The sequence below is a fragment of the Sutcliffiella cohnii genome, from assembly GCF_002250055.1.
Lineage (GTDB): Bacteria > Bacillota > Bacilli > Bacillales > Bacillaceae_I > Sutcliffiella > Sutcliffiella cohnii.
In genome coordinates this window covers 3,658,651-3,681,849 of the sequence record NZ_CP018866.1, presented here as the reverse complement: position 1 = coordinate 3,681,849, position 23,199 = coordinate 3,658,651, and the positions used below count along the sequence as shown (strand labels likewise).

25 protein-coding genes are annotated in these 23,199 nt (G+C 35.2%); 13 read left to right on the top strand and 12 right to left on the bottom strand.

The genetic code is table 11. From position 1 onward, the window contains the following. Nucleotides 1-87: 87 nt before the first annotated feature. From BC6307_RS18590 to BC6307_RS18565, 7 genes are all read left to right on the top strand, one after another. On the top strand, nucleotides 88-468 hold the full coding sequence (locus tag BC6307_RS18590) for a DUF309 domain-containing protein (protein WP_066418973.1): 381 nt from the start codon (nucleotides 88-90) through the stop codon (nucleotides 466-468). A gap of 65 nt (nucleotides 469-533) precedes the next feature. After that, complete coding sequence (locus BC6307_RS18585; protein WP_066418971.1) at nucleotides 534-2,033, top strand: leucyl aminopeptidase; 1,500 nt, start codon at nucleotides 534-536, stop codon at nucleotides 2,031-2,033. Between the two features lie 112 nt (nucleotides 2,034-2,145). After that, nucleotides 2,146-3,633 (top strand): spore germination protein, encoded by a 1,488-nt coding sequence (locus BC6307_RS18580; RefSeq protein WP_084380588.1) that lies wholly within the window; start codon nucleotides 2,146-2,148, stop codon nucleotides 3,631-3,633. Further along, a complete protein-coding gene (locus BC6307_RS18575) occupies nucleotides 3,630-4,730 on the top strand; it encodes a GerAB/ArcD/ProY family transporter (protein ID WP_066418965.1) in 1,101 nt (366 codons plus the stop codon). The genes BC6307_RS18580 and BC6307_RS18575 overlap by 4 nt, the downstream gene beginning before the upstream one ends. After that, the gene (locus tag BC6307_RS18570) at nucleotides 4,727-5,953 is read left to right on the top strand and encodes a Ger(x)C family spore germination protein (protein WP_066418963.1); all 1,227 of its coding nucleotides are present in this window, start codon (nucleotides 4,727-4,729) and stop codon (nucleotides 5,951-5,953) included. The genes BC6307_RS18575 and BC6307_RS18570 overlap by 4 nt, the downstream gene beginning before the upstream one ends. Before the next feature lie 2 nt (nucleotides 5,954-5,955). Continuing rightward, nucleotides 5,956-6,114: a hypothetical protein gene (locus tag BC6307_RS24875; protein WP_157076681.1), complete on the top strand. Its 159-nt coding sequence runs from the start codon at nucleotides 5,956-5,958 to the stop codon at nucleotides 6,112-6,114. Between the two features lie 267 nt (nucleotides 6,115-6,381). Then, entirely contained in the window at nucleotides 6,382-7,713 is a 1,332-nt protein-coding gene (locus tag BC6307_RS18565) for a Na+/H+ antiporter family protein (RefSeq protein WP_066418961.1), read from the top strand. Nucleotides 7,714-7,790: 77 nt separating this feature from the next. On the opposite strand, the gene BC6307_RS18560 is transcribed toward BC6307_RS18565, so the two are convergent. Continuing rightward, entirely contained in the window at nucleotides 7,791-8,387 is a 597-nt protein-coding gene (locus BC6307_RS18560) for a biotin transporter BioY (protein ID WP_066418958.1), read from the bottom strand. A 159-nt stretch (nucleotides 8,388-8,546) separates the two neighbouring features. Here BC6307_RS18560 and BC6307_RS18555 point away from each other — a divergent pair, with 159 nt between their 5' ends. Then, nucleotides 8,547-8,786, top strand: coding sequence for a YueH family protein (locus BC6307_RS18555; RefSeq protein ID WP_066418956.1), 240 nt, complete (start codon nucleotides 8,547-8,549; stop codon nucleotides 8,784-8,786). A 50-nt stretch (nucleotides 8,787-8,836) separates the two neighbouring features. Here the strand turns inward: BC6307_RS18555 and rodA are convergent, their stop codons facing one another. The 8 genes from rodA to BC6307_RS18515 form a co-directional block, all read right to left on the bottom strand. Further along, entirely contained in the window at nucleotides 8,837-10,003 is a 1,167-nt protein-coding gene (gene rodA / locus BC6307_RS18550; RefSeq protein ID WP_066418953.1) for a rod shape-determining protein RodA, read from the bottom strand. Then, nucleotides 9,979-11,133: a putative lipid II flippase FtsW gene (gene ftsW / locus BC6307_RS18545; protein WP_066418949.1), complete on the bottom strand. Its 1,155-nt coding sequence runs from the start codon at nucleotides 11,131-11,133 to the stop codon at nucleotides 9,979-9,981. The genes rodA and ftsW overlap by 25 nt, the downstream gene beginning before the upstream one ends. A gap of 303 nt (nucleotides 11,134-11,436) precedes the next feature. After that, on the bottom strand, nucleotides 11,437-12,303 hold the full coding sequence (locus tag BC6307_RS18540) for an ABC transporter ATP-binding protein (protein ID WP_066418948.1): 867 nt from the start codon (nucleotides 12,301-12,303) through the stop codon (nucleotides 11,437-11,439). 19 nt (nucleotides 12,304-12,322) lie between these two features. Next, nucleotides 12,323-13,123, bottom strand: coding sequence for a hypothetical protein (locus BC6307_RS18535; protein WP_066418947.1), 801 nt, complete (start codon nucleotides 13,121-13,123; stop codon nucleotides 12,323-12,325). Continuing rightward, complete coding sequence (locus BC6307_RS18530) at nucleotides 13,083-13,676, bottom strand: RNA polymerase sigma factor (protein WP_066418944.1); 594 nt, start codon at nucleotides 13,674-13,676, stop codon at nucleotides 13,083-13,085. The genes BC6307_RS18535 and BC6307_RS18530 overlap by 41 nt, the downstream gene beginning before the upstream one ends. Further along, the gene (locus BC6307_RS18525) at nucleotides 13,663-15,915 is read right to left on the bottom strand and encodes a M1 aminopeptidase family protein (protein ID WP_066418942.1); all 2,253 of its coding nucleotides are present in this window, start codon (nucleotides 15,913-15,915) and stop codon (nucleotides 13,663-13,665) included. Before BC6307_RS18525 ends, BC6307_RS18530 begins: the two co-directional genes overlap by 14 nt. Further along, a complete protein-coding gene (locus BC6307_RS18520) occupies nucleotides 15,908-16,777 on the bottom strand; it encodes an ABC transporter ATP-binding protein (protein WP_066418940.1) in 870 nt (289 codons plus the stop codon). Before BC6307_RS18520 ends, BC6307_RS18525 begins: the two co-directional genes overlap by 8 nt. Before the next feature lie 127 nt (nucleotides 16,778-16,904). Continuing rightward, a complete protein-coding gene (locus tag BC6307_RS18515) occupies nucleotides 16,905-17,282 on the bottom strand; it encodes a YuzC family spore coat inner layer protein (protein WP_084380584.1) in 378 nt (125 codons plus the stop codon). A gap of 139 nt (nucleotides 17,283-17,421) precedes the next feature. Here BC6307_RS18515 and BC6307_RS18510 point away from each other — a divergent pair, with 139 nt between their 5' ends. Together BC6307_RS18510 and BC6307_RS18505 are read left to right on the top strand one after the other, a co-directional pair. Next, a complete protein-coding gene (locus BC6307_RS18510; RefSeq protein WP_066418938.1) occupies nucleotides 17,422-18,045 on the top strand; it encodes an SIMPL domain-containing protein in 624 nt (207 codons plus the stop codon). A 198-nt stretch (nucleotides 18,046-18,243) separates the two neighbouring features. After that, entirely contained in the window at nucleotides 18,244-18,624 is a 381-nt protein-coding gene (locus BC6307_RS18505; RefSeq protein ID WP_066418987.1) for a hotdog fold thioesterase, read from the top strand. 126 nt (nucleotides 18,625-18,750) lie between these two features. Here the strand turns inward: BC6307_RS18505 and BC6307_RS18500 are convergent, their stop codons facing one another. Both BC6307_RS18500 and BC6307_RS18495 read right to left on the bottom strand, forming a co-directional pair. Further along, the gene (locus BC6307_RS18500; protein WP_066418936.1) at nucleotides 18,751-19,452 is read right to left on the bottom strand and encodes a DNA alkylation repair protein; all 702 of its coding nucleotides are present in this window, start codon (nucleotides 19,450-19,452) and stop codon (nucleotides 18,751-18,753) included. 80 nt (nucleotides 19,453-19,532) lie between these two features. Further along, complete coding sequence (locus BC6307_RS18495; protein ID WP_084380590.1) at nucleotides 19,533-20,714, bottom strand: MFS transporter; 1,182 nt, start codon at nucleotides 20,712-20,714, stop codon at nucleotides 19,533-19,535. A 234-nt stretch (nucleotides 20,715-20,948) separates the two neighbouring features. On the opposite strand from BC6307_RS18495, the gene kapD reads away from it, so the two are divergent. Continuing rightward, nucleotides 20,949-21,572, top strand: a complete 624-nt coding sequence (gene kapD, locus BC6307_RS18490; protein ID WP_084380580.1) for a 3'-5' exonuclease KapD — start codon at nucleotides 20,949-20,951, stop codon at nucleotides 21,570-21,572. Between the two features lie 72 nt (nucleotides 21,573-21,644). On the opposite strand, the gene kapB is transcribed toward kapD, so the two are convergent. After that, a complete protein-coding gene (gene kapB, locus BC6307_RS18485; RefSeq protein WP_066418930.1) occupies nucleotides 21,645-22,022 on the bottom strand; it encodes a kinase-associated lipoprotein KapB in 378 nt (125 codons plus the stop codon). An 88-nt stretch (nucleotides 22,023-22,110) separates the two neighbouring features. On the opposite strand from kapB, the gene BC6307_RS18480 reads away from it, so the two are divergent. Then, nucleotides 22,111-22,878, top strand: coding sequence for a peptidylprolyl isomerase (locus BC6307_RS18480; protein WP_066418925.1), 768 nt, complete (start codon nucleotides 22,111-22,113; stop codon nucleotides 22,876-22,878). A 92-nt stretch (nucleotides 22,879-22,970) separates the two neighbouring features. Further along, complete coding sequence (locus BC6307_RS18475; RefSeq protein WP_066418922.1) at nucleotides 22,971-23,174, top strand: hypothetical protein; 204 nt, start codon at nucleotides 22,971-22,973, stop codon at nucleotides 23,172-23,174. The last annotated feature ends 25 nt before the right edge of the window (nucleotides 23,175-23,199 follow it).

Sequence of the window (23,199 nt, the reverse complement as noted above, 5' to 3'; positions counted from 1 at the left end):
TTCTAATAAAGATGAATGATATTTTCAATTTTGTTACAATAAATTTAGAAAATAGTGAAAGTTTTATGATAGAAAGTAGGGTGGCGTATGCATTTATATCCAGATGAGTATTATGAGTTTTTTATTAAATTTAACGAAGGAGACTATTATACTTGTCACGATTTATTAGAAGAAATATGGTTAACGGAAAAAGACAATTTGTTTTTAAAGGGCTTGCTTCAAATGACGGTGGCTATTTACCATTACGAATATGGAAATGTAAAAGGTGCACGATCGATGATGAGAGCAGGACACACTTATATACAAAAATATCGCCCAAAACATTGGGGGTTAAACCTAGAAATAGTAAATGAGTTTATAGAACAAAGTTTAAACATTATACCAAACGATATAGACCGTATTCCATTTGAGGACATTTCAACGTTACCACAGCTTCCCCAACTTATTTTATATTTACAAGAAGATTAGCTACTCGAAATATTTTTAAACTTTCGCTATAATGGACATACATACTTTGAGAGGTAGGGGATAACATGTTTCATGTTCAAAATACGATCGATTTTACAGAAAAGCAGTCAGCATTAGTAGTTGGTTTGTTTGAAAAAAATAAAAAGCTAGAAGGTCTGCTAGGAGAATTAAATGAGTCACTTAATGGACAGTTAACGGAGCTTTTAAAAGAAGGGGATATTTCTTCAAAATTTAAGGGGATTGCAAAAATACATACATTTGGGCAAACTTCTTTTAAACGTTTATTTATTGTTGGTTTAGGTAAAGAAGACGAGCTAACATTTACAAGTTTAAGGGAAGCGTTAGGAAAGGTGAGTAAAGAGCTTCAAGTTGCAAAGTTAACCGATGTAGTAGTGGCAGTTGATTCATTTGTAACAGAAAATGTAGATGTATTGGACGTGTCACATGCTTTTGGGGAAGCGTTACCACTCGCTACATATAAATTTGACGGCTATAAGAAAAAATCAAACGAGCCTGAAAGAAAAATAGAAGACGTAACACTTGTAACGGAAAATGATTTAGAAGAAGTAAAAACAAGTGTCACTGTAGGTTATTACTATGGTGTAGGAACCAACTCTGCTAGAACGCTAGTAAATTTACCAGGTAATATGTTAACTGCAACAGATATGGCAAATTATGCTGACGAGTTAGCTAAGAAATATGAATTTGAAATTGAAATTCTTGAAAAAGAAGATATGGAAAAGTTAGGAATGGGTGCATTACTAGCGGTTAATAAAGGGTCTGTAGAACCACCGAAAATGATTGTCATGAAATACCAAGGTAAGGATGAATGGAATGATGTAATCGGACTTGTAGGAAAAGGTATTACGTTTGATACAGGTGGATATTCGATAAAGCCAAAAGACGGAATTGTTGGCATGAAATCGGATATGGGTGGAGCAGCTTCTGTTTTAGGCGCGATGGAAGTTATCGGCGAATTGAGGCCTGAGCAAAATGTGTTAGCAGTTATTGCAACGACCGATAATATGATTAGTGGTGAAGCATTTAAACCAGATGACGTTATTACATCCATGAGTGGTAAAACAATTGAAGTGTTAAACACAGACGCGGAAGGTAGATTAGTATTAGCAGATGCCATTACGTACGCGAAACATCACGGTGCCAACTATTTAGTAGATGTCGCAACGTTAACTGGTGGAGTCATAGTAGCACTAGGTATGAAGACGACGGGAGCAATGGCAAATAACGAAGCATTGTTTGAACAAGTTTTAGAAGCCTCCTATGAAGCGGGCGAACAAATGTGGAGATTGCCATTATTTGAATCAGAAGTAAAACGAGTACGTAATAGTAAAGTGGCAGACTTAAACAATTCACCTGGTCGTGATGGACATGCCATTTTAGCAGCAGCGTTTATAGGAGAGTTTGCAGAAGATACTCCTTGGGTTCATTTAGATATAGCAGGTACAGCGACTACTTCATCCTCACATGATTTAGGACCTGCAGGAGCGACAGGTGTGATGGTTCGCACATTAGTAACGTTCGTTGAGCGATTTGAAACAAAATAATAATGAAAGAAAAACTATCGACTACGGTCGGTAGTTTTTTTATTCGTATAACTTAATTCAATAAGGAAAACTATAACAGTAGGAATGCACAAACTTGCCAACGGAGTGAATTATGATGGAGCTGCTTAAAACGTTCACAGCAGATTACAAACAAAATATAGCTTTCTTTTCTGATTCTTTTTCCTTTCCGAAAAATAAAGATATCAATATTAAAGAATTTACGATGGCGGGAGAAAAGAAAGCAGCTCTCATTTATTTGCACGGTATGGCAAATGAGCAAACTATTGAAAAAGAATTAATAAATATCCTTCGAAACGTACCGATAGATGAAAACACAACCGAAAAAATTGCTGAAGTTAGTCCTGTTACCTTAAAAAATGAAGTAAGGAAAAAAGACAGTGCATTACGATTCATATTAAATGGTGATGCAGTATTAATAATGGAAGGAGTAGACTTTGTTCTCCCTTTTACTACGAAGAAATTTGAAATACGTGCGATTGAGCAACCAGAAATAGAGAAAGTAACGAAAGGACCGAAAGAAAGTTTTATTGAATCGATTGATTCCAATATATCGTTAATACGAAAACAGCTTCGTAGTCCGCAACTAATTACAGAGCAACTGAATGTTGGAGGAGAAACAGAACAGTCTCCAGTTTCCATGATATACATTAAAGGGATTGCGAATGATGAGCTAGTAGAGAAAGTGAAAAATAGAATCGTTGAAATAAGTATGGATAACATCTCCAATCTCTCTATTCTTGAGCAGCATATTGAAGAAAGATCGTATTCACTTATCCCAACGGTTATGCTAACTGAGCGGCCGGATCGTGCGGCTTCATTTTTACGAGAGGGGCATGTAGTTCTTTTGATGGATAGTTCTCCGGATTGCTTAGTAATGCCAGTAACGTTTTGGTCTTTTTTTCATACCGCTGAAGATTATTATCAAAGATGGCCATTTGGTAACTTACTACGAATTATTAGGTTATTTGCTTTTTTTGCTGCATTGTTAGCACCAGCTGTTTTTATTGCTGTTACAACGTATCATATTGAATCCATTCCAACAGATCTTTTATTTACGTTTATCGCAACACGTGAACTAGTTCCGTTCCCATCGGTATTCGAGTTAATTCTTCTTGAATTGACGTTTGATGTATTTCGAGAAGCAGGTTTGCGGATGCCATCTAAGGTTGGTCCAGTCGTCGCGATGTTGGCTGCACTAATTATTAGTATTGCAGCAATTGAATCAGGCTTAATCAGTCCAATTGTTATTACAGTAGTCGGATTTTCTAGTCTTGCATCGTTCACGATTCCAACAAACAGTTTTGTATACGCAGTTCGAATTGCCCGTTTCGGTTTCATTACACTTGCTGCACTTATGGGCTTTTTCGGAATAGCTATTGGAGTTCAAGCATGTATTGCTTACTTAACAACGGTCAAATCATTTGATGTTCCTTTTATTTCACCAATGGCTCCACATTATCGTTCTTCTAAAGACTTATTAACTCGCCCGCCTTTATGGAAAATGTGGCTTAGACCTTTGCATGTATACCCATTAAACCGGGTTAAAGGTGACAAGCCAGAAGGAGGGAAGAATAGATGATAAAAAAATCAGATGGAAAGATTGGGACGAGAGAATTTTTAGCGCTCATTTTGTTAACTATTGGATTGAAACAAACTGATATGACTGCGTCCATACTGTTCCCCTTAGGAACAACTGCTACGTGGATAATGCCACTGTTATCAGGAGTCATTGTACTTTTGTCTTTTTTAGTATTGTTGGCGCTTTTAAAGCTCTATCAAAATAAAAATATTGTTGACATTACATTTATCATTACAGGAAAAGTTTTTGGTTTTATTATAGGAGTTGTTCTATTTTTATTTATGCTAGGGACTACTGTGCTTTATGTCCGCAATCATGCAGATACGATGGGGATAATGTACTTTCCGAATACTCCAACACCAGTTATTGTATTTTTGTTTCTTTTCGTTAGCTTTTTTATCGCAAATCGAGGTATCGAAGCGATCGGAAGAACGTCATGGCTTACAGTCCCCTACTTAAAAATAGCATTTATCATTATTTTAGTATTACTTATAGGATCCCTTCAGTGGAGAAATATTTATCCAATAGCGGGACCTGGCTTGTCAATTCTCTTGATTGAGAGTACTAAAACAAGCTATTTATTTGGAGAGTTACTCTTTTTCTCTATTTTGTTTCCTTTCGTAAGGAGTTACGAGAACTTTCGTCTAGCGAGCTTTATTGGTTTTGGTTTTGTTGTTATTGAATTAATGTTGTTTTTTATTGTATATATCATGATATATGATTTCCCGGCAGTTGAGAGTATACCATTTACGTTTCATCAATTGACGAGAATTGTGGATCTCGGTCCAGTGCTAGGAAATATAGAATCGTTTTTCATAGGTTTTTGGGCAATTGCAAGCATTACAAGGCTAGCAATTTATCTGTTTGTGACAGGCGCTTTGCTAGCTTCAAGCTTACGTTTGAAAGAGTTTGAGCCTTTATTTTTGCCATTAGCCGGAGTAGTATTCTTTTTAGCATTATTACCTGAATCAAATATAGAAAGTTTACTTATATTGGGGGAAAGTACTTATTACCAATTTAGCTGGTATTTTATTTTAGTTTTACCGTTTATTTTGTGGATTGTAGATCAAGTAAAAAAAGGAGGCAGGTATGTATGAGATGGTTGAAATTCATCGTAGTATGCTTACTTTTATTCCCTTTGTCAGGCTGTTGGGATAGGGGAGAGATTACACAATTTGCCTTTCCTGTTGTACTTGGTCTAGACGAAGGAGAAGATGGGTTATTAGAAATAACGATGCAAATTGCAAATGCGCGAGGTGTTGCACCTAAAATGGAAGCATCAAGTGGAACGGAACCGTCTGAAATTATTACGATAAGTGCTCCAGATTTATTATCAGCTCGAGAGATGGCTAACATTTCAGTAACGAAAGATATCCGATATTCCCATGTGAAAAATATAGTCATAAGTGAAAATTTAGCTCGTTCGCGTGAATTTCCATCCATTATGGAAGCAACCCTTCGAGATCGACAATTTCGCAGAGATATTAACGTCGTTATATCACGTGAAAAAGCATCTGATTTTATTCGAAATAACAATCCACAGTTAGAAGAAAGACCACATAAGTTTTTTGCGTTTATGTTGGAAAGATGGGAACAAACAGGGTTAATGCCTGAAGCAACGTTAAATCAATATTTTAAGGAGATAGATGGAAAAGATGGATTATTTTTATCTATTTATGCCACTTCCACTATTAAAGAACCGGAAGTGAAGGAAGATGAGGACTATATCGCAGGAGAAGTGGACTTATCAGGAGGCAACCCAACTCAAATGATTGGTTCAGCTGTTTTTAAAGATGGAAGAATGGTCGGTGTAATGAGCGGAGAAGAAACTAGACATTCCCTACTTCTACGACCATATGCGAAGGTAAATACGATACAAACTAATTTTAAAGATCCGAACGATCCAGCAAAAGCGATAACGGTTCGGATGTTAAAAAATGAAAGCCCAAAAGTTAATATTAATATGGAAAAGGAAAAGGGCACCATTTCCGTTGTAATCCCTGTGATTATTCAAGTACTACATATCCCAGGAGAAACAAATTATACAGAAAACATCCAACACCAAGCAACATTAAAAAAGTCGATTGAACAACAATTAAAAAATGAAAGTAAATCACTAATAAGAAAGTCACAACGTATTTTTAAAGCAGAGCCTTTTTTATGGTCAAGTATTGCTAGAGGAAACTTCTGGACATGGACCGAGTATGAAAAATTTGACTGGAGCGATTATTTTTCAAATTCGAAAGTTAACATAAAATACGATGTGACAATTGATAGGTATGGGAAATATCTCTACTCGGAAAGGGAAAAGAGGTTATAACGATGTTTTGGATGTATGTAGTAGCCTTAATATGTTTATATTATTTGATTGCATTTTCAAGAGCAGTTTGGAAAGATGAGAAAAAGTATACAGGAGCATTTTTAATTGTTTTTTTAGGAGGAAGTTTAGTTTTCCTTCCAATCTTCCTTCATATCAGGTAAAGGGGAGAGGCTGAGACAAAACTAGATTGATCATGATAAAAAACGGACTATCGTAGTATTAGCGAAGTATACTTCCGGAGCGAGTTTTCCTCGAATATATTTTGTTCGTTTTTATTATGTTTGTTTTAGTCATGTCCTAACCTCTTCTTTTTGTTATCTTATAAAATTGCTAGTTGACGATATATGTTTTAGTGTGATAAAGTAATTAACATATTTTAATACTCTAATTGTTTAGCGAGATAAAGTGTATTTGGAAGGAGTTACACCATGAATGCAGTCATTATAGCAATTTTAATTATGTTAATACTAAGTTTGTTACGAATAAACGTTGTGATCGCACTAGTAATAGGTGCTTTTATAGGAGGAATAACAGGTGGTCTTGGATTGGAAGGGACCATTAATACGTTTGTAGATGGATTAGGAGGAAATGCAGCAGTTGCATTAAGTTATGCATTATTAGGTGCTTTTGCAGTAGGTCTTTCCAAAACTGGTCTTCCTGATGCGTTAGTAGATACAGCTATTAAACTACTAGGTAGAAATGGAGAATCGAAGAAGAAGACATTATCAAAAGTGCTTTTATTGTTAGTCATATTATCGGTTTCCATTATGTCACAGAACGCAATACCAGTTCATATAGCGTTTATCCCGATATTAATTCCGCCACTATTAAAAGTATTAAATGAATTACAGATTGATAGAAGGGTAACAGCTACTGTTTTAACATTTGGATTAACAGCTCCTTATATATTATTACCTGTAGGTTTTGGGGCAATTTTCCACGATATTTTGCAAACGAACATGGCGGAAAGTGGACTAACAGTATCATTATCAGATATTCCGTTAGCGATGCTATTACCTGTAGGAGGAATGGTAGTAGGACTTTTAATCGCCGTCTTCTTTTCCTATCGAAAGCCTCGTACTTATGAGCAAAAAGAATTAATTGGAGTGGAAAAAGCAACATACTCGAAAAAAAGCATTAGTTTTGCAATTGTTGCGGTTGTTGTATCATTAGTTGCTCAGTTATACCTATCAGAAGTTGTTGGTGTTCAAGGAATGATTTATGGATCTTTAGCAGGAATTATTATTTTATATTTGAGTGGATCTATGAAGTTAAACGAATCTGATACTATTTTAACAAATGGAATGAGAATGATGGCATTCATCGGGTTTGTAATGATTTCAGCTTCTGGATTTGCGCAAGTGTTACGAGCAACAGGTCATATTGAGACACTTGTTGCAACTTCAGCTCAATGGTTTGGCACGAATCAAATGGTTGCCGCTTTTGTCATGTTAATAGTAGGATTATTTATTACGATGGGAATAGGTTCTTCGTTTTCGACTATCCCTATTATAGCTGCGATTTTTGTACCACTATGTATCGAAATGGGATTTAGTCCGATGGCAACGTTAGCGATTATTGGAACGGCTGCAGCTTTAGGGGATGCAGGTTCACCGGCGTCGGATAGTACGTTAGGGCCAACTTCTGGTTTAAATGCAGATGGCCAGCATAATCACATTTGGGATTCTTGTGTTCCTACATTTTTACACTACAACATTCCGCTTATTATTTTTGGGAGTATTGCAGCGGTTATTCTTTAATACAAACAGGTTTTCAAAAAAGACGTTTGCTAATTTAAAGGCAAACGTCTTTTTTGATTATTATTTTATTCAAGAAATTAAGCAACTTTCCCTGCAGATGGTAAGGTTCTATTTTTCCAAAGTGCTTTGTACATTTTAGGTGCTAAGACGGCACAAACAAGGGTGAAAATGAAATCCTTTAACGCGAATGCTGCCATCGTTATCCAGGCGGCGCTGTAGGCCATTTCGACACCTAACCAAACGTTTAAAGATAGATACATATAGTTTGTACCGATAAAATAAATTACGATAGTACCTGCATTTGCGGCTAAAATATAAGTGAATAAAGAAGTCTTTTTGCTTTTTTCCATAATGAGTCCAGCAACCCAAGCTGCAAAAATGTACGAGATGATAAATCCACCAGTATTTCCGATGATTACGCCAAAACCAGCTTTAAACGCTGAAAAAATTGGCGCCCCCGCAATTCCTAGTACCATATATACAAACATCGATATGGCGGCAAGTCTTCGTCCTAACAATAAACCTGCTAAAACGCAAAAGAATGGAGCCATTGATAAAGGTACACCTGCTACTTGTAGAAACGGTAACCATGACGTAATGTTTGCTCCGATTGCCATTAGTGCAACAAACATAGATGCGTATGTAATGTCTAAAGCAGTAATTCTCTTTTTCATTCTGTTAACCCCTTTGTATTATTAGTTAACAAAATAGTAATCTATTAAATGAGCTTTTGTCAACAATATATTTATTTAGGTTGACATTAATAAACTTGAATACGCTTCTTGTCCGAGATAAACTATATTGGAGAGGATTGAGATGAAAGGAAGAGTAAAGTGAAAATTAGAAAAGCGTACATAGGAACAGAAATTTACCCTGTTTATATTCATGAAAATAAAAAAGAAGAGCATACGTTAGTAGCAATCCCAACTTTAAGTTGGTCAACCATTATTACGTATGAAGAAGACAAAGGTAATATAGAAAAAAGGTTAAAAAACGATTTTAAACAAAAATTAACAGAAGAGGCACCAGAGCATTTATCATTAAAAATTGTACAGTGGGTAACAGAAATGTAAAAAGAAAGCGGACAGTTCACTACGAATCTGCCCGCTTTTTTCTCTTACAATTATTTAAACATAAATGACTTTGTTCGATATTTAACGTTTAATACAATTCCCATTGCAATGAAGTTCGTCAGTAGTGCGCTACCTCCGTAACTTAAAAATGGTAAAGCTAAACCTGTAATAGGCATAAGACCGAGAGTCATCCCAATGTTCTGGAATATTTGGAAGACTAATAGTCCAATTATTCCCGTTACTAAATACGTTCCAAAAGGGTTATCGCAGCTTATTGCTATTATAATTAATCGATAAATCATAATAAAGTAAATAGAAATGAGAAGGGTAGCACCGATAAAGCCAAACTCTTCTCCAACTAAAGCGAAAATAAAATCGGTTTGAACTTCTGGTATTCGTCCACTTTGTGCTTGAACACCATCTAAATATCCACGCCCTGTTACTTGCCCTGAACCGATACCTTTTAACGCTTCTGTCAGCTGATAGCCATACGAAGAAGCGTATTCGCTCCGGTTTAACCATCCATATATACGTTCTAACTGATGTGGTTCAATTATTTTTGCAAATATATCAAAATGCTTATTGTGTAAATAAACTAATGTCGATAGGCCAGCTAAAATTACGCCAAAGATGGAAGTGAGTATTTTCCATGATGCACCACTGATAAACACCATTGTCACCATAATTGCACCGATAACAAGGGCAGTTCCTAAATCGGGCTGTTTTAAAATTAATAAAAATGGGGGTAATGTATATAAGACTATTTTTACTAATATCCATAATGGTGTTGTTTGTTCTACTTGCGATTTATTTTTCACCCATTTGTATATGACGGATGAGAGTAAAATAACAAGGAATATTTTGACAAACTCAGATGGTTGTAAATCAAATCCAGGTAATTTAATCCATCTTTGTGAACCATTTTTTTCATGGCCAAAGAAATAAACTACTAACAATAATAAAAGCCCAATTGCATAAAAAGGTATTGCTAAGTTTTCCAAAAGTTCATAGTCAAAAAACATAATTGCAAACATAACAGCCGTACCAATTACATACCATACAATTTGCCTTTTAAGGAAATAATAAGGGTCATTTACAAAATATTGACCTGACGCACTGTAGACGGCAAATAAACTTATTATAAATAGTAAAAACAGTAGAAATAACAGTGTATAATCAATCCGATTCGACACTAACTTGTTCTCTTCTGTTCCCATGATGGTTGTGTCTCCTCTCTTGTTTCGCTTGCAATATTTGCATGTTTGGACAAATGCACAAGTATTCCTGCTGCAAAAATGGTTAGTAGTAACGAAGACCCTCCGTAACTAATAAACGGTAATGTAATCCCTGTAATAGGTAACATTCCACTAACTGCTCCTGCATTGAATAAAACTTGTGTACTTATTTGAAACGTTATTCCAAATGCAAGTAGTTTTCCAAACGGGTTTTTAATTAAAATACCTGTACGAACTCCTCTTATTAAAATGATGAAATAAAGGAGGAATAAAAATAGCACACCAAAAATGCCGAGTTCTTCCGATATAACGGCCAAAATAAAATCTGTGTGGGCCTCAGGTAAGAAGCCTAGCTTTTGAATTCCTTGCCCTAAGCCGCGACCTAATAAGCCACCTTCTCCGATGGCAATGTAAGAGTTTACTAACTGATGGCCCGTATCTTGAGCGTCCGCGAATGGATCTCGAAAGGCTGTTAATCGTTTCATTCGATAATCGGCAGAAGTAGCTAAATATACTATACCAGCTAATGAAACAGCTCCTAAACTAACTATATGAATTAACCGAGCCCCTGAACAAATTAATACAGCACCACACGCTAAAAGAATAGCCGTTGCTGTCCCTAAGTCAGGCTGTCGCATAATTAGTGCGAAAACAATTACTAATACAGCAAGAGGAGGTAATACGCCTCTTTTAAATTCTTGTATATAAGGCTGTTTTTTCGCATAAACCCTCGCAAAATAAATAACCATAACGATTTTTGCAATTTCTGATGGTTGTACTAAAATACTACCAATCTGGAACCAACGTTGCGCTCCACCTCTATCTACACCGACACCGGGAATTGTAACTAAAATTAGAGCGATTAAAATCCCAAATACCATTAAAGGTGTAAATCGATCATATAGTTTATAGGGAATAATAGTGGCAGCAATAAAAACAGGAATGCCTAAATAAAGCCAAGTTAATTGCCTTTGAAAATAATAATCATAACTATAACCATCTCTTAAACTAGTAATCATTCCTGCACTATAAACCATCACTAACCCATAAATGCATAGAAGGACGATAGCAGTTATTAAGATCCAATCTAATTTTCTAAAATGTGTAATCATTGTTATTACCCCTAACAGAATCGCAAATATCATACCGTAATTATACAATAATAGTCCATGACAATATATTGGGAATATGTGAAAAAAGGAATAGAAGAGTCCTCGAAATAGAAAAAGGCTTTAAAAGCCTCTTAGTAGCAAACATTAAACAGTTCGAAAGTGATACGCGTTCTTTTAACCGTATACGAATCTATTTTTTATTATATAGTATTTGTAAAAAATTCTCTTCTATTAGCTAAAAAGAAATGGAAAACTTTTTTGCAACGCTTGTAAAAGTACGTCAAACTACATCGCTGCAAAGATCTAACCTTCTATGTTTGCTTTTCTTACAAAAAGTGCATCTTCCATCGTAGGGTAAGCTTGTTGAAATAGCGGAGATGGGCAATGGTCACTTAAGCATTTAAGTTCCATCTTATCCCGTCCGATTCTTTTAGCACTTAAAGTATGAAAGCTACTAAAATACTTTTCCATGTCTTCTTCTGGCACGGTACCTATCCATAGTAAGGAAGAATTGGTGTACTTCCACTGAATTGCACTACCGTAAAACGCAACGCCGCCATTGTAAATCCAAAGCACAGCATCACAAACATGCTCCCATTCATTTAATTCATGGGTTGCGACAATAATAGCAGTAGACTGTGAAATGGAATGTAAATATTGGATTAAAGTTTTTCGTTCATGTATATCTAAAAAATTTAATGGTTCATCAAGAATGATATATTTTGGTCTTCCTAGAAAAGCTTGAATTAAGGCGATACGTTGTTGCATTCCTTGTGATAGCTTTTTTATTTTACTATCAGCCACGTCAAATAAATGAAAAGTTTTTAACAGATTGCTTATTTGTTTTTCGGCAAATGGCTTAGATAATCCTTTTAATTGCGCCAAGTATAGCAGCAACTTTTTAACAGTATAGTCTTGATATAATTCTAAACCTGTTGGAACGAAACCGATTTTCCCCCTGATCGTAGGAAGATCTTTTTCAATTGTTTTCTTGTCATAATAAATTTGGCCAGCTAATGGTCGTTTTGCAGTAGCTAAAAGGTGCAGGAAAGTTGTTTTTCCAGCACCGTTATTTCCTACTAGAAGAGTTATACCTTTTCTAAGTTCTAATTCCTCTATTTGCAACTGAAATGATTTATAGCGCCAACGTAAATTTTGAACTGTAATCACTGTACTAACCCTTTCTAGCTTAACTTTGAACGATTTGTACTCTATAGCTTCTTTTTACAGAGAGAATAATTAAAAACACCCCAACAGCAAACAATCCAAATTGAAGTAATAGTACATAATCCATAATACTTGGATAAATATATTGCAATTCATTTCGAACGTATAACTCTCCGATAAAAAGAGCTAGCCAAACAGATGTGGCAGTACCAAAAGCTAGCTTCATTCCTTTCATTAAGAAAATGAAAGCAAACACTCCGAAAACGATAAATGTAGGAGCAAGCCAGTAGAGTAAAAAGGATCCCATCGTTACCTCATGCAAGGAAACACCAACAAAAATACTACTTACTAATCCTAATAAAACATTCATTGCTAAAATAATTAATAACCTTGTTAAGAAAAGAAGTGCGGGTGGAAACGGTGTAACACTTTCAACAATTCGCATTTCTTTATTCCAGCTCTGGTACGTATAAAAAGTACCTAAAATAATAGAAAGTGGAATGGTAAATAAAAAGACTGTTTCTGCACTACCTGAATTCATACTCGTTGTAAAGAGTGTCAGCATGGTAAATATACCGATACTAGCTATCCAAAAATACCAGCGATAAAAGGAAAGCTGGGAACGAAATTGCGTTAGTAAATTTGGACGTTCCGCAACAAATTCTTCGTCTTCTTCCTCTTGCTGAAGTTTAGAAAATTCATATTGTAAAGAGGAAAGCAATTGCTTCGTATCCTCATTAGATGGCGTTTTTACGACGTAAGGCGATAAAATGTCTCTTAGGTCATCTTCTAGTTGATATAACTCTTGATCGTGTTCCTTCATCGTACTCGACCTCCTTTTGTTGTACTAACAAGTCTTTTAGTTTCTTTAATGCGTGAAACAAACTTGATTTAACAGTACCAAGTGGTATGTCTAATATGTCTGCGATTTCTTTCAGTTTTAAATCTTGGTAAAATCGTAAAATTACGATTTGTTGCTGTATATCGGGCAATTGTTTTAACGACGTTAACACTTCTTGTCGTGTTTCTTGCCTTTCAAAAATTTCGACTACAGATGGACCTTCATCCTCGCTAATGGGAAGTTCCTCTTTTGGCGTCGTTTCAGAACGATAGTAAGCACTTCTCCAATAATCTTTACATAAGTTTGATGCGACACGATATAACCAAGCTTTCGGATATTGTGGTATTTGTTTACTCTGTAATTGTTTAATTAACCGAATAAACGTTTCTTGAACGAGATCCTCTGCTTTTTTAGAATCTTTTACGAGCCTTTCGATATATTGATGAATTGGTGCATGATATCGATGTACAAACGCTTCAAAGGCTGCTTGGTCGCCTTTGGCCATTTGTGTTAACAACTGTTCATCGGTTATCAAATGGTTCAACCTCCCCAATCACTTCATTCCAATCTTGTAACCATTGTTCGTACGTATAGTGATACGAATCTGATTGCGCCAGTTTTAGATGAATGGTACGAAGTAATTCTTTTACTTGATCTATTTGTCCATTTTCGATAGCGAGCGCTACCATGTAGACGATTTTGTCATAGTTATTATCACTAAATTGTACTTCTTCATTTAATAAAGAGTAAATCTTTTCTTCGATCGTCAAATTTCCTTGATTATAGTCCCACCAATTACCTAAATAACTACCTAAGCTATAAAGTGTACTTAAATTACCATTGTATATATCAGGTAATTCAGTCCATGCATACTCATAATAATCTTTATATATGACGAGTAAAGTAGACTGATAAATATAGGGAAGGAGCGGGTTTTCCACCCATGAATAATGATTTGCAATTTGTTCGAAATTTTTCCCATAAATAAAATGGCCAATATTTTGTGTAATTAACTGTTGATAGGTCAAGTCCGTTCTTTCGTTATTTTGAAAAGAAATTGTTCGATAACTATAGTCATGTAAGATAGTATTATTGTCTAACATAACCGTATCGTAATAGGTTATCCCAACATTACGTAAAGAAGGCATTAAAATTATTTTCGATTTATTAGGTTGAACAGGCAACCAGTCTTCTATATAGTGTTTAACACCTTTCATTTGTTCATAACTGTTTTCAAAACCTTCTATTTCCCACGGTAAGGCTATGATCGTTAAAGAGTCGTCCAATTCTTTTTCCGTTAAGTTAGTATTCGTGAATATAGTCATTCCTGTACTGTTCGTACTAACTAATTGGGTTGTATCGTCGTTCACTCGGTGTTTTTCTTCGAATGTACCAAGTATATCTTTTGAAAATCCGTGAAGATTTAAAGTGAAGTTTTGGTTAGTAGAATGATACATTTGTTTTGGATGATATTCTCTCGGTAAAAGAAGAACTGGATAATCAATATTATTAACAACCGAATATAGCGGTTTATCTCCTAAGATTGGATACCACCCAATGTAGGAGGGTAAAAATATTTCTTCATTTTTTACGAATGCGTAATGAACTTCTTGACCGTATTGTGTATTCCACTCGTCTATTTTCCCAGAATATTGAACATGTATTGTGTTTTCATCAGATTGTAAGATTCCATTTTTAATTGTAATTAAATGAAAATCCTTCTCGTATTCCACCTTTTCACCGTTTAGTTCTACATTTTCTATTGTAAAAAACGGATATAACGTAAAAGATAAAGCTTCCGAAATAGTAGTTGAGAAAGTAAGCGTTGCCTCTACCTTTAGTTCTTTTTTACCAACTAACTCAACATCCAACAAGTAATGGTCAACAGGATAGGTAGTTAATGTATATTCTTCGTTTTTTAGTGACTCTTCTAAGATGGTTGCTTTCTTTTCTAATCTATCCTTCCACAAGCTTCCGTATGGAAAAAAACTTACACAAGTGATAATCCCCACAATCACTAAACTAATAACCGGAAGGATCTTATTAGAAAAATGACGACGTGACATTTGAATCATTACCGTAATGGTAAACAATAGGAGTGTAAACATTAGTACGAAAAGTTGAGATATTATCAGTTCCGTTTCTACTAAATTTCTAGCCCAACCAATTGGGGTACTATTATCAATGAAAAATTGATTAAGATGAAATGTTTTTAAATAAAAAAGGTTAAATCGATTAATAATAAAAATTTCTATAAAAAATGTTCCAAACATCCAGGCACAAAAAGTAATAATATACACAATTCGGTTAGGAATAGCTGTCGCTAAAAGCATGCCTAGAGCAATGGTAACGGCGTAAGACACTTGACTTTGTATAGAAAAAGATACCCCAATCGTCCACAAACCTGTATAAATAGGACTTGTCATTAAAAACGCGATAAAAAACAGAACAGTATAGATAAGGCTATAAAAAAAAATCGAAAAAAAGATAGCACTTTGTTTTGAGACATACATAAAGGAAAGTGTGTCCGTCCATTCAAGTAGTCTCGTATGTCGGTCACGTCTAACAGCTAATACACATGCTAAAAAAATAACTCCGAGTGACATCGTATGCCCAACACTCAAAAACTCAGTCGGCGTATGATAAACTGTGTAATTTTCATTAGAAAGCCAAATATAGGCGACAATAAAATAAAGAATAGGACTGATTAGGAAAAACCAATTTTTAAAAATAAATTTATTTTCTAATTGAAATTGCTTCCACCATTTATGCATGAAGGGCACCTCCTTGCACGTAAAATAGTCCATCTTCTAATGTTGGTGCTACTGCTTTTGCTACTTGAAACGGTTTTTCTTCTGCAATGAGACGTACGTGAAGTTCATAACCAATTTCTTTCACAAATAACGTTTGATACTCATTAAGTAATTTCTTTTGATTAATCGGAATGATGGCCTCCCATACTTTACCGCAAGCAAGTTCATTAATACTTTCTACGGTTCCATTAAGTAGTAAGGAGCCTTTATTTAATAAGGCTAAGTCGTAACAACAAGCTTCAACATCTGTTATCACATGGGTAGATAATATGATACTTTTCGTTTTACTTTCTTTAGCAATCAACCTTCGAAAACGTAATCTTTCTTCTGGATCTAATCCAACGGTTGGTTCATCTAGTAGTACAACTGAAGGATTACCGATAAAAGCCTGGGCAATTCCAAGTCTCTGCTTCATACCGTGAGAATATGTTTTAATCTTTTCGAACCCTTTGTTTGATAAATTTACTTCGTCTAAGCGCTTAGTAATTTCAGCTCGCCTTGCTTTTTTATTCGTTATACCTTTCATCACCGCTACGTAATCTAATAGCTCAATGCCTGTTAACTGTGGATGAGCATGAAAATGTTGTGGTAGGTATCCAATAAACTGTCTCACCTTTTCAGGGTTACGTGAAACGGAAATTCCGTTAATACGAATATCTCCATTGGTTGCTGGCAAAAGTGTTGCCATTATTCTCATTAGAGTTGTTTTGCCGGCACCGTTATGTCCAAGTAACCCAAAAATACCCTCTGAAATGGAAAATTCAATATTATTAAGTAATAGCTTATTATTTATCTTCTTTGATACATTTTCAATTTGAATCATTTTATCTTCTTCCTGACATTAAAATTTCGTTGTCATTATTATAAACGATTTAAAGAAGAAAAAGGTTGAATGGAAATTTATTGTATTAAATAAAAAAAACCGCTAAACGGTGAATAGCGGGGGAGCATTAATTTCTCCAACGTAACGAAATAGTTAATATGCAACAATCTACTTCGTTTACAGCAGAAGAAAGCTTTAATAATAGTCTGTCAGGATTGTATTCAGCTTGTACGATTGATTGAATACCGGTCGATTTTAATAATGCGTTTACTTTTGCTTGGTCGGACTGTTGTGCAGCTGTCATTACTTGTGATGCAAATTGTTTAGATTGTGATAGCCTTCCTAAAATGATACTTGCATCACTCATCAATGTTTGCATCTCACTTGCAGATTTAGTAAAAAAGGTAGGATCTACACTAGAATATTGTCGAGGAAAATAATTATACGTATTCTGTATGTTTCTATAATAGGGCGGAGGTAAATAAGGGTGTCTCACATAATACATGAAAACGACTCCTTCTTCATATTCTCATAAGTAACATATGTGAGAAGAAGAAAAAAGAAAGTTGTCAGTCCCTTTTCGTTCAGTAGTCTAAATTGTATAAGAAACACATACATTTTAAGAAAGGTTGGTGATGTTCCTAATGATAAAACATGCAAGGAAAATAATTGTTCGCGGCACAAATGTAATGAAAGCAAGAGCAGATATCGCTTTACTAAACATCGGCATTTTAACTTCCAACGAAAATGCGACACAAGCTCAAGAAGAAAATCGAATTAGAGCGAATCAAATGATAACAGCACTTGTAGAAGCTGGTATAGCAAGGAATGACATCGAAACTACTTCTTATACTGTATTTCCCCGTTATACCGATCATCCCGAAGGAGCTTTAATTTCTACCTATGAAGTACGTCATATGTTCCAAATTACGGTAAGAGATATAGAAAAGGCAGGTATTATTTACGATGTTGCTTTTCAAAATGGAGCAAATATTTCAGAAGCCATTGTTTTTAAAGTTTCAAATGAAGAGGCTCTATACAGACGAGTCTTACAATTTGCTGTCCAGGATGCCTACCAAAAAGCAACAGCTATTTCGAAAGTAATAGGAGTTCCGCTAAACCCAATTCCGTTAAAGGTAGAGGAGATAAAAGAAACAATCTTTTACGGAGCAACTACATTTTCACTGCAAGAATCTGCAACACCTACTCCGATTGAACCTAGAAATATTGAAATCGTTGCAAACGTTCAAGTTGAGTTTACTTATTAAAACTCCATTCATTACCTTACTCTCCAAATCAACTACACCCAAACAGATGCTTTCTTTATTAAACGTAAAAGGAGGCGGAACATTATGATTTCAATGTCAGCACTACTTCCAATTCTTTTATTCTTTTTTGTTTTTTTAAGTTTTATAGTGGTATTATTAAGGAAAAAGTAAGGGAAAAGGGTGGAGAAAAAAGTGGATATGTCAAAAACGTTAATGGGTCAGCTCGGAATAGAAATTGTCGAGCTTTCACAAGAGAGAGTAATTGCAACGATGCCAGTTGACCATCGTACTCATCAGCCATTCGGATTGTTGCATGGTGGAGCTTCGGTTGCACTTGCTGAAACGGTAGCAAGTATGGGTACGTATCATTTAATAGACCAAGAAAATGAAATATGTGTAGGCCTTGAAATAAACGCAAATCACGTTCGTGGGGTGAAAGAAGGGGTAGTGAAGGCTGTCGGTACCCCTTTACACAAAGGAAAAACAACGATGGTTTGGGATATAAAAATTACCGATGAAAAAGAGCAGCTTGTTTGCGTTTCCCGTTGCACAATGGCAATTCTACCGAAGAGAAAATAAGGAGCGGTCCAATAAGTCTTAAAACAAAGGGAAAAACGCAACGTTCTTCCCTTTTTCTAGTTTATATTCCTTTCTTGCGTGTATATCCGTGCATCAATAAAATAATAACTAAATAGGTACTAAAAGTCAGTCACTACTGACTTTTAGTACATCCCTCTTCTTTATTATCTTCATTCCTTCTCTAACGCTTAAAGGTGCTAAATTAGCCGAGGAAATAAAAGCTTCCACTACTTCGGGAGCCGTTTTGGAATACTCCCTTAACGCCCAACCAATTGCTTTTTGGATGAAAAATTCTTTTGATTGTTTATGAATAGAAATGTAATGAAAAAGCCGTTCTTCATCCGTTTTTTCTTTATATTTTAACTGATACAGTATAGCAGTCCGATTTAACCAAAAGTTTTCCGAATGGATCCAACGGTCTGGATAATTTTCAATGGCTGAAGGAAAATGTTGAAGTATAGTTCCAGCAAGTGGTGCTAATCCGTCAACTGTGTCCCACCAAGACTTAAATACTACTAATTGCTCTATGTGAGAAAGGTCGTTTACTTGAAGTTTTTTTTGATACATTCCGAAAAATTGTAGAGCGATGTATTGAAATTCTCTTTCTTCCTCTTCCCAAAGCGAAAGAGTTAGCGGATGTAACCATTCTAAAGGAGGTTTTCCTTTCATTTCAAAAAGTTGTTTTAAAAGCAGTTTTCTCTCCGGTGTTTTGATTCCTAAAAAGGGAAACTGGTTTCTCATATATGCTTCCATCGGCTGTTGCTGTTCTATATTTCTATTTTTCTTAAAAAATTGAACAAGTTCTCGTTTATATTGAAGTAATTCCACATTTTACCTCCTAAATTCCTTTTCATTAATATTAGCAAAATCAAGACAAAAATAAAACTCGCCAATGTGACGAGTTTAGTCTAAGCTGCGGAGCTTTCTTTTGCATTTTCATTTGAATGTTTGACACTATAAAACATAACGAGCCCACAAATAAGGAAAATAAAACTAGTAACATAAAATACCGCGGAAATACCGTAAAATCCAGCAATAACTCCTCCCATTAACGGCCCAGCGACATTACCTAAAAAGCGGAAGCTAACATTATAACCGAGTACTTCACCTTGCATGGACTGTGGAGCAATCGAGCGGATGTAAGCTGTCATACATGGAATCATCCCACCAACGGCCATTCCAAATAAAAAGCGAAATAAAACTAACTGCCAAAGTTCAGTAACTAAAGCTTGTGGGATAAACAAAATCGCACAAAGTAACATCAAAATAGTCATTACCTTTTCATATCCGATTTTATCCCCAAGCTTTCCCCAGTTACGAGAAGCTAACAGGTTGCCAAAGCCTGTTGCTGAAAAAGCTAGACCAGCTAAGAGGGCAACATTTTCGGCTCGGGTAAGTTGTTCTACATATAGGGCTAATAGTGGTTGAACACTAAAGAGTGCTGCTTGTGTAAAAACAGATAAGAACATAACAGTTAGAAGCATCGGGTTATGAAAAATAAAATGCAATACTTCTTTCCGTGTATATGTCTTTTCTTTTTCTGATTTCGATTTTTTCTTTTCATGGATTCCAACTGCAACAAGAAATACTGCAAAATATATGACGGCTGCTGTTATGAAAAAAGTATAAGTAAATCCGAAAGCATCAGCTAACAATCCCCCCATAAGAGGTCCTAACAGTCCGCCAGAAACTGTCCCAGTTTGGAGAGTTCCAAGCGTTCTTCCTGCAATCTTTTTATCGGTTTGAGCAGAAATTAGTGCAATGGAAGTAGGGATAAAACCAGTAACAATTCCCATAAATAAACGTAAGAAAAATAGTTGACCTACGGACGTTACAAAACTCATAAGTAATATACTTGTTGCAATCCCAGTACCAGTCAAAAGCAGGATCGGTTTATAACCGTAGCGGTCCCCTATCCGTCCCCAAATAGGCGACATGAAAAACGCAGACAAGAATGTAACACCAAAAACAATACCAGAAGATCGCTGAACAAACGCATCTGAGTAATTTCCTAGTGTATCAATGAATAAAGATAAAAAAGGAAGAACCATCGTTGCACTTGCGGCTACGAAAAAATTAGCAAACCACATAATGAACAAGTTCTTTTTTGGAGAATTAATTTTTACTCACCTTCTTAATTATTTCGGTAATTAAATATTTCGTATAACTAAATAATAAATGAAATAGAAAGAAATGCAAGTGATACACTCAATATTCATGAAAAATTTAGAAAATTATATTTTTCTACACTTATTTTCTTGTCAAGCATGATATAATAAAGTAATAAAATTCAGAAAATAATAAGTAAAGAGAGGAGGAGAACTGTGAATTCGTCAAAATTACATTTGTTCATAGATTTTGAGTTTACGATGCCAGAAAACCGTCATACTCCCAAATATTTTTTCCCTGAAATCATCGAAGTTGGATTAGTAGTAGTGAAAAATGAAAAAATATTATATGACTACTCTTCGTATGTAAGACCAAAAGCATTTCCGGTACTTACTGACCGATGTAGAAAATTTTTAAATATATCACAAAAGGAAGTAGATAGTGGTATTAGCTTTTTCGATCTAATCAATGTATTAACAAAATTTCATGAAGAGAACGAAACTACGATTATAACTTGGGGTAATATGGATATGAAAGTTCTAAGAAGAAACTGTGATTTTCATAGCATTGAATTCCCGTTTAAAGGTACGTTCGTTGACCTTTCAATGGAGTACAAACGATTTTTTGGAGACCAAAATCAAACAGGTTTATGGAAGGCTGTTCAAGAGTATGGCAAAGAAGGTACAGGAAAACATCACCGTGCCTTAGATGATGCTTATACTACTTACAATATTTTTAAACTTGTAGAGAAAGATAAACGATATTTAGCTAAGCCAAAACCAACAACGATAGGGGACCGAATTGATTTGTCTAAAATTACAAACAAATATGCATTATAGAAGCCAAATCACTTTTAAGTTGATTTGGCTTTATTTTCGTTTAACTCATTACGAGTAGAAATGATCCACATTTTACAGTTTATAGTCTTTTTCTAATATCATTATGTTTTCTAGGCTTCGTTTCGCCCATGTGCTGTTTTCTTCTAACAATTCTTTTTTCATCGTGTCTAATGACGCTTTTAATGAGTCGATATAAGCTGGTATATCGTCTTCATACAACTTTACCATATTTTTAGGAATGTTCGTTTGTTCATGATAGGCGAGAGCACGTCGTTCATGAAAAAACGGAACTTCAACATCTTTTGGGGAATGCAAATCACCTTGACGCGGATGTTTAAGAACAGCTTTTACTTTCATTAAATAATGTTGTGGGCGGATATCGGTAATTTCTCCTATGTACTTCCCTGTTTTATAAATTCCTGTGACCTTATCCCCAATCTTTATTTCCATTACAATTTCCCTCCTTAAATTGTTGTTATTGATGTCTATTTTAAGGTATCATCATTGTAACGTATTTCTAAATAGGAGTGTGACACTTTTGAAAAAATTATTGGTTTTAGTTAGCTTAATCCTTGTTCTTATTATTGCAGGATGTGGGACAAGTGATAACAATGAAGAACAAACTGGACAAGGATCAAATGAAACAACGGCGAACAATGATACGAATAATGCTGCAGGAGATGACCAAGAAGAGCCGGTGGACCTTGAAAACTTAGTATTTCCACAAATGTCTACTGAAGTTGCGGAAAATGAAAGAGTAGTGGAAATTGTAACGAACAAAGGGACGATTGTTGTAAAACTATTCCCTGAACACGCACCAAAGGCGGTAGAAAACTTTATTACACACGCTGAAAATGGATATTATGATGGAGTTATTTTCCATCGTGTTATTGAAGAATTTATGATTCAAGGTGGAGACCCAAATGGCACTGGTGCAGGTGGGGAAAGTATTTGGGGAGAACCGTTTGAAGATGAGTTTGCATTAGAGTTACTGAATTTCCGTGGTGCCCTTTCGATGGCGAACCCTGGACAACCACATATGAATGGAAGTCAATTTTTTATTGTCCAAGCAGGTCCATTAGACGATGCGTATGAGGAACAGTTGAAAAAGGCAGGTTATCCAGAAAAAGCAGTTGAATTTTATATGGAAAATGGTGGGACGCCGTGGTTAGATCACCGTCATACAGTTTTCGGACATGTTCTGGAAGGTATGGATATCGTCGATGAAATTGCTCAAGTTGAAACAGGGGCAAACGATAAACCAGTTGAGGATATTGTGATCGAAAAGGTAAATGTAACAAAATAGCCATACTTTTCTTGAGCAACTTAAGTGGTTGGTTGAACGTTCATTTGTTATAATGGGACAGAAACCTTCGATGTTTAGAAAGGTGTGACTAAATGTTTACATCGTTTATATTTAACCTATTTTTATACTTCCCTCAAGATAAGTCAGAATATATTCCAGCTGCCATTACGATGGCTATATTTATGGTTTTTTGTGTATTAACTTTCTTGTTTATTAAGAAAATATCACATAAAGAATCGGAAAAAGCAAAAGAGCTAGAAGCAGAATTACGTAAAAAGAATATTATAAAAGACTAGGGATGTCCAAAAGGTCAGTACATAC

What these genes read in the sequence shown, in the direction of transcription:
- BC6307_RS18580 (WP_084380588.1), top strand. Translation starts at nt 2,146, where the DNA reads ATGATGGAGCTGCTTAAAACGTTCACAGCAGATTACAAACAAAATATA.
- rodA (WP_066418953.1), bottom strand. Translation starts at nt 10,003, where the DNA reads ATGGGAACAGAAGAGAACAAGTTAGTGTCGAATCGGATTGATTATACA.
- BC6307_RS18495 (WP_084380590.1), bottom strand. Translation starts at nt 20,714, where the DNA reads ATGTGGTTTGCTAATTTTTTCGTAGCCGCAAGTGCAACGATGGTTCTT.
- kapB (WP_066418930.1), bottom strand. Translation starts at nt 22,022, where the DNA reads ATGGAAATAAAGATTGGGGATAAGGTCACAGGAATTTATAAAACAGGG.
- BC6307_RS18505 (WP_066418987.1), top strand. Translation starts at nt 18,244, where the DNA reads ATGTCAAAAACGTTAATGGGTCAGCTCGGAATAGAAATTGTCGAGCTT.
- BC6307_RS18520 (WP_066418940.1), bottom strand. Translation starts at nt 16,777, where the DNA reads ATGATTCAAATTGAAAATGTATCAAAGAAGATAAATAATAAGCTATTA.
- BC6307_RS18560 (WP_066418958.1), bottom strand. Translation starts at nt 8,387, where the DNA reads ATGAAAAAGAGAATTACTGCTTTAGACATTACATACGCATCTATGTTT.
- BC6307_RS18475 (WP_066418922.1), top strand. Translation starts at nt 22,971, where the DNA reads ATGTTTACATCGTTTATATTTAACCTATTTTTATACTTCCCTCAAGAT.
- BC6307_RS18535 (WP_066418947.1), bottom strand. Translation starts at nt 13,123, where the DNA reads ATGAAGGAACACGATCAAGAGTTATATCAACTAGAAGATGACCTAAGA.
- BC6307_RS18585 (WP_066418971.1), top strand. Translation starts at nt 534, where the DNA reads ATGTTTCATGTTCAAAATACGATCGATTTTACAGAAAAGCAGTCAGCA.
- BC6307_RS18570 (WP_066418963.1), top strand. Translation starts at nt 4,727, where the DNA reads ATGAGATGGTTGAAATTCATCGTAGTATGCTTACTTTTATTCCCTTTG.
- BC6307_RS18590 (WP_066418973.1), top strand. Translation starts at nt 88, where the DNA reads ATGCATTTATATCCAGATGAGTATTATGAGTTTTTTATTAAATTTAAC.
- BC6307_RS18575 (WP_066418965.1), top strand. Translation starts at nt 3,630, where the DNA reads ATGATAAAAAAATCAGATGGAAAGATTGGGACGAGAGAATTTTTAGCG.
- BC6307_RS18510 (WP_066418938.1), top strand. Translation starts at nt 17,422, where the DNA reads ATGATAAAACATGCAAGGAAAATAATTGTTCGCGGCACAAATGTAATG.
- ftsW (WP_066418949.1), bottom strand. Translation starts at nt 11,133, where the DNA reads ATGATTACACATTTTAGAAAATTAGATTGGATCTTAATAACTGCTATC.
- BC6307_RS24875 (WP_157076681.1), top strand. Translation starts at nt 5,956, where the DNA reads ATGTTTTGGATGTATGTAGTAGCCTTAATATGTTTATATTATTTGATT.
- BC6307_RS18515 (WP_084380584.1), bottom strand. Translation starts at nt 17,282, where the DNA reads ATGTATTATGTGAGACACCCTTATTTACCTCCGCCCTATTATAGAAAC.
- BC6307_RS18525 (WP_066418942.1), bottom strand. Translation starts at nt 15,915, where the DNA reads ATGCATAAATGGTGGAAGCAATTTCAATTAGAAAATAAATTTATTTTT.
- BC6307_RS18565 (WP_066418961.1), top strand. Translation starts at nt 6,382, where the DNA reads ATGAATGCAGTCATTATAGCAATTTTAATTATGTTAATACTAAGTTTG.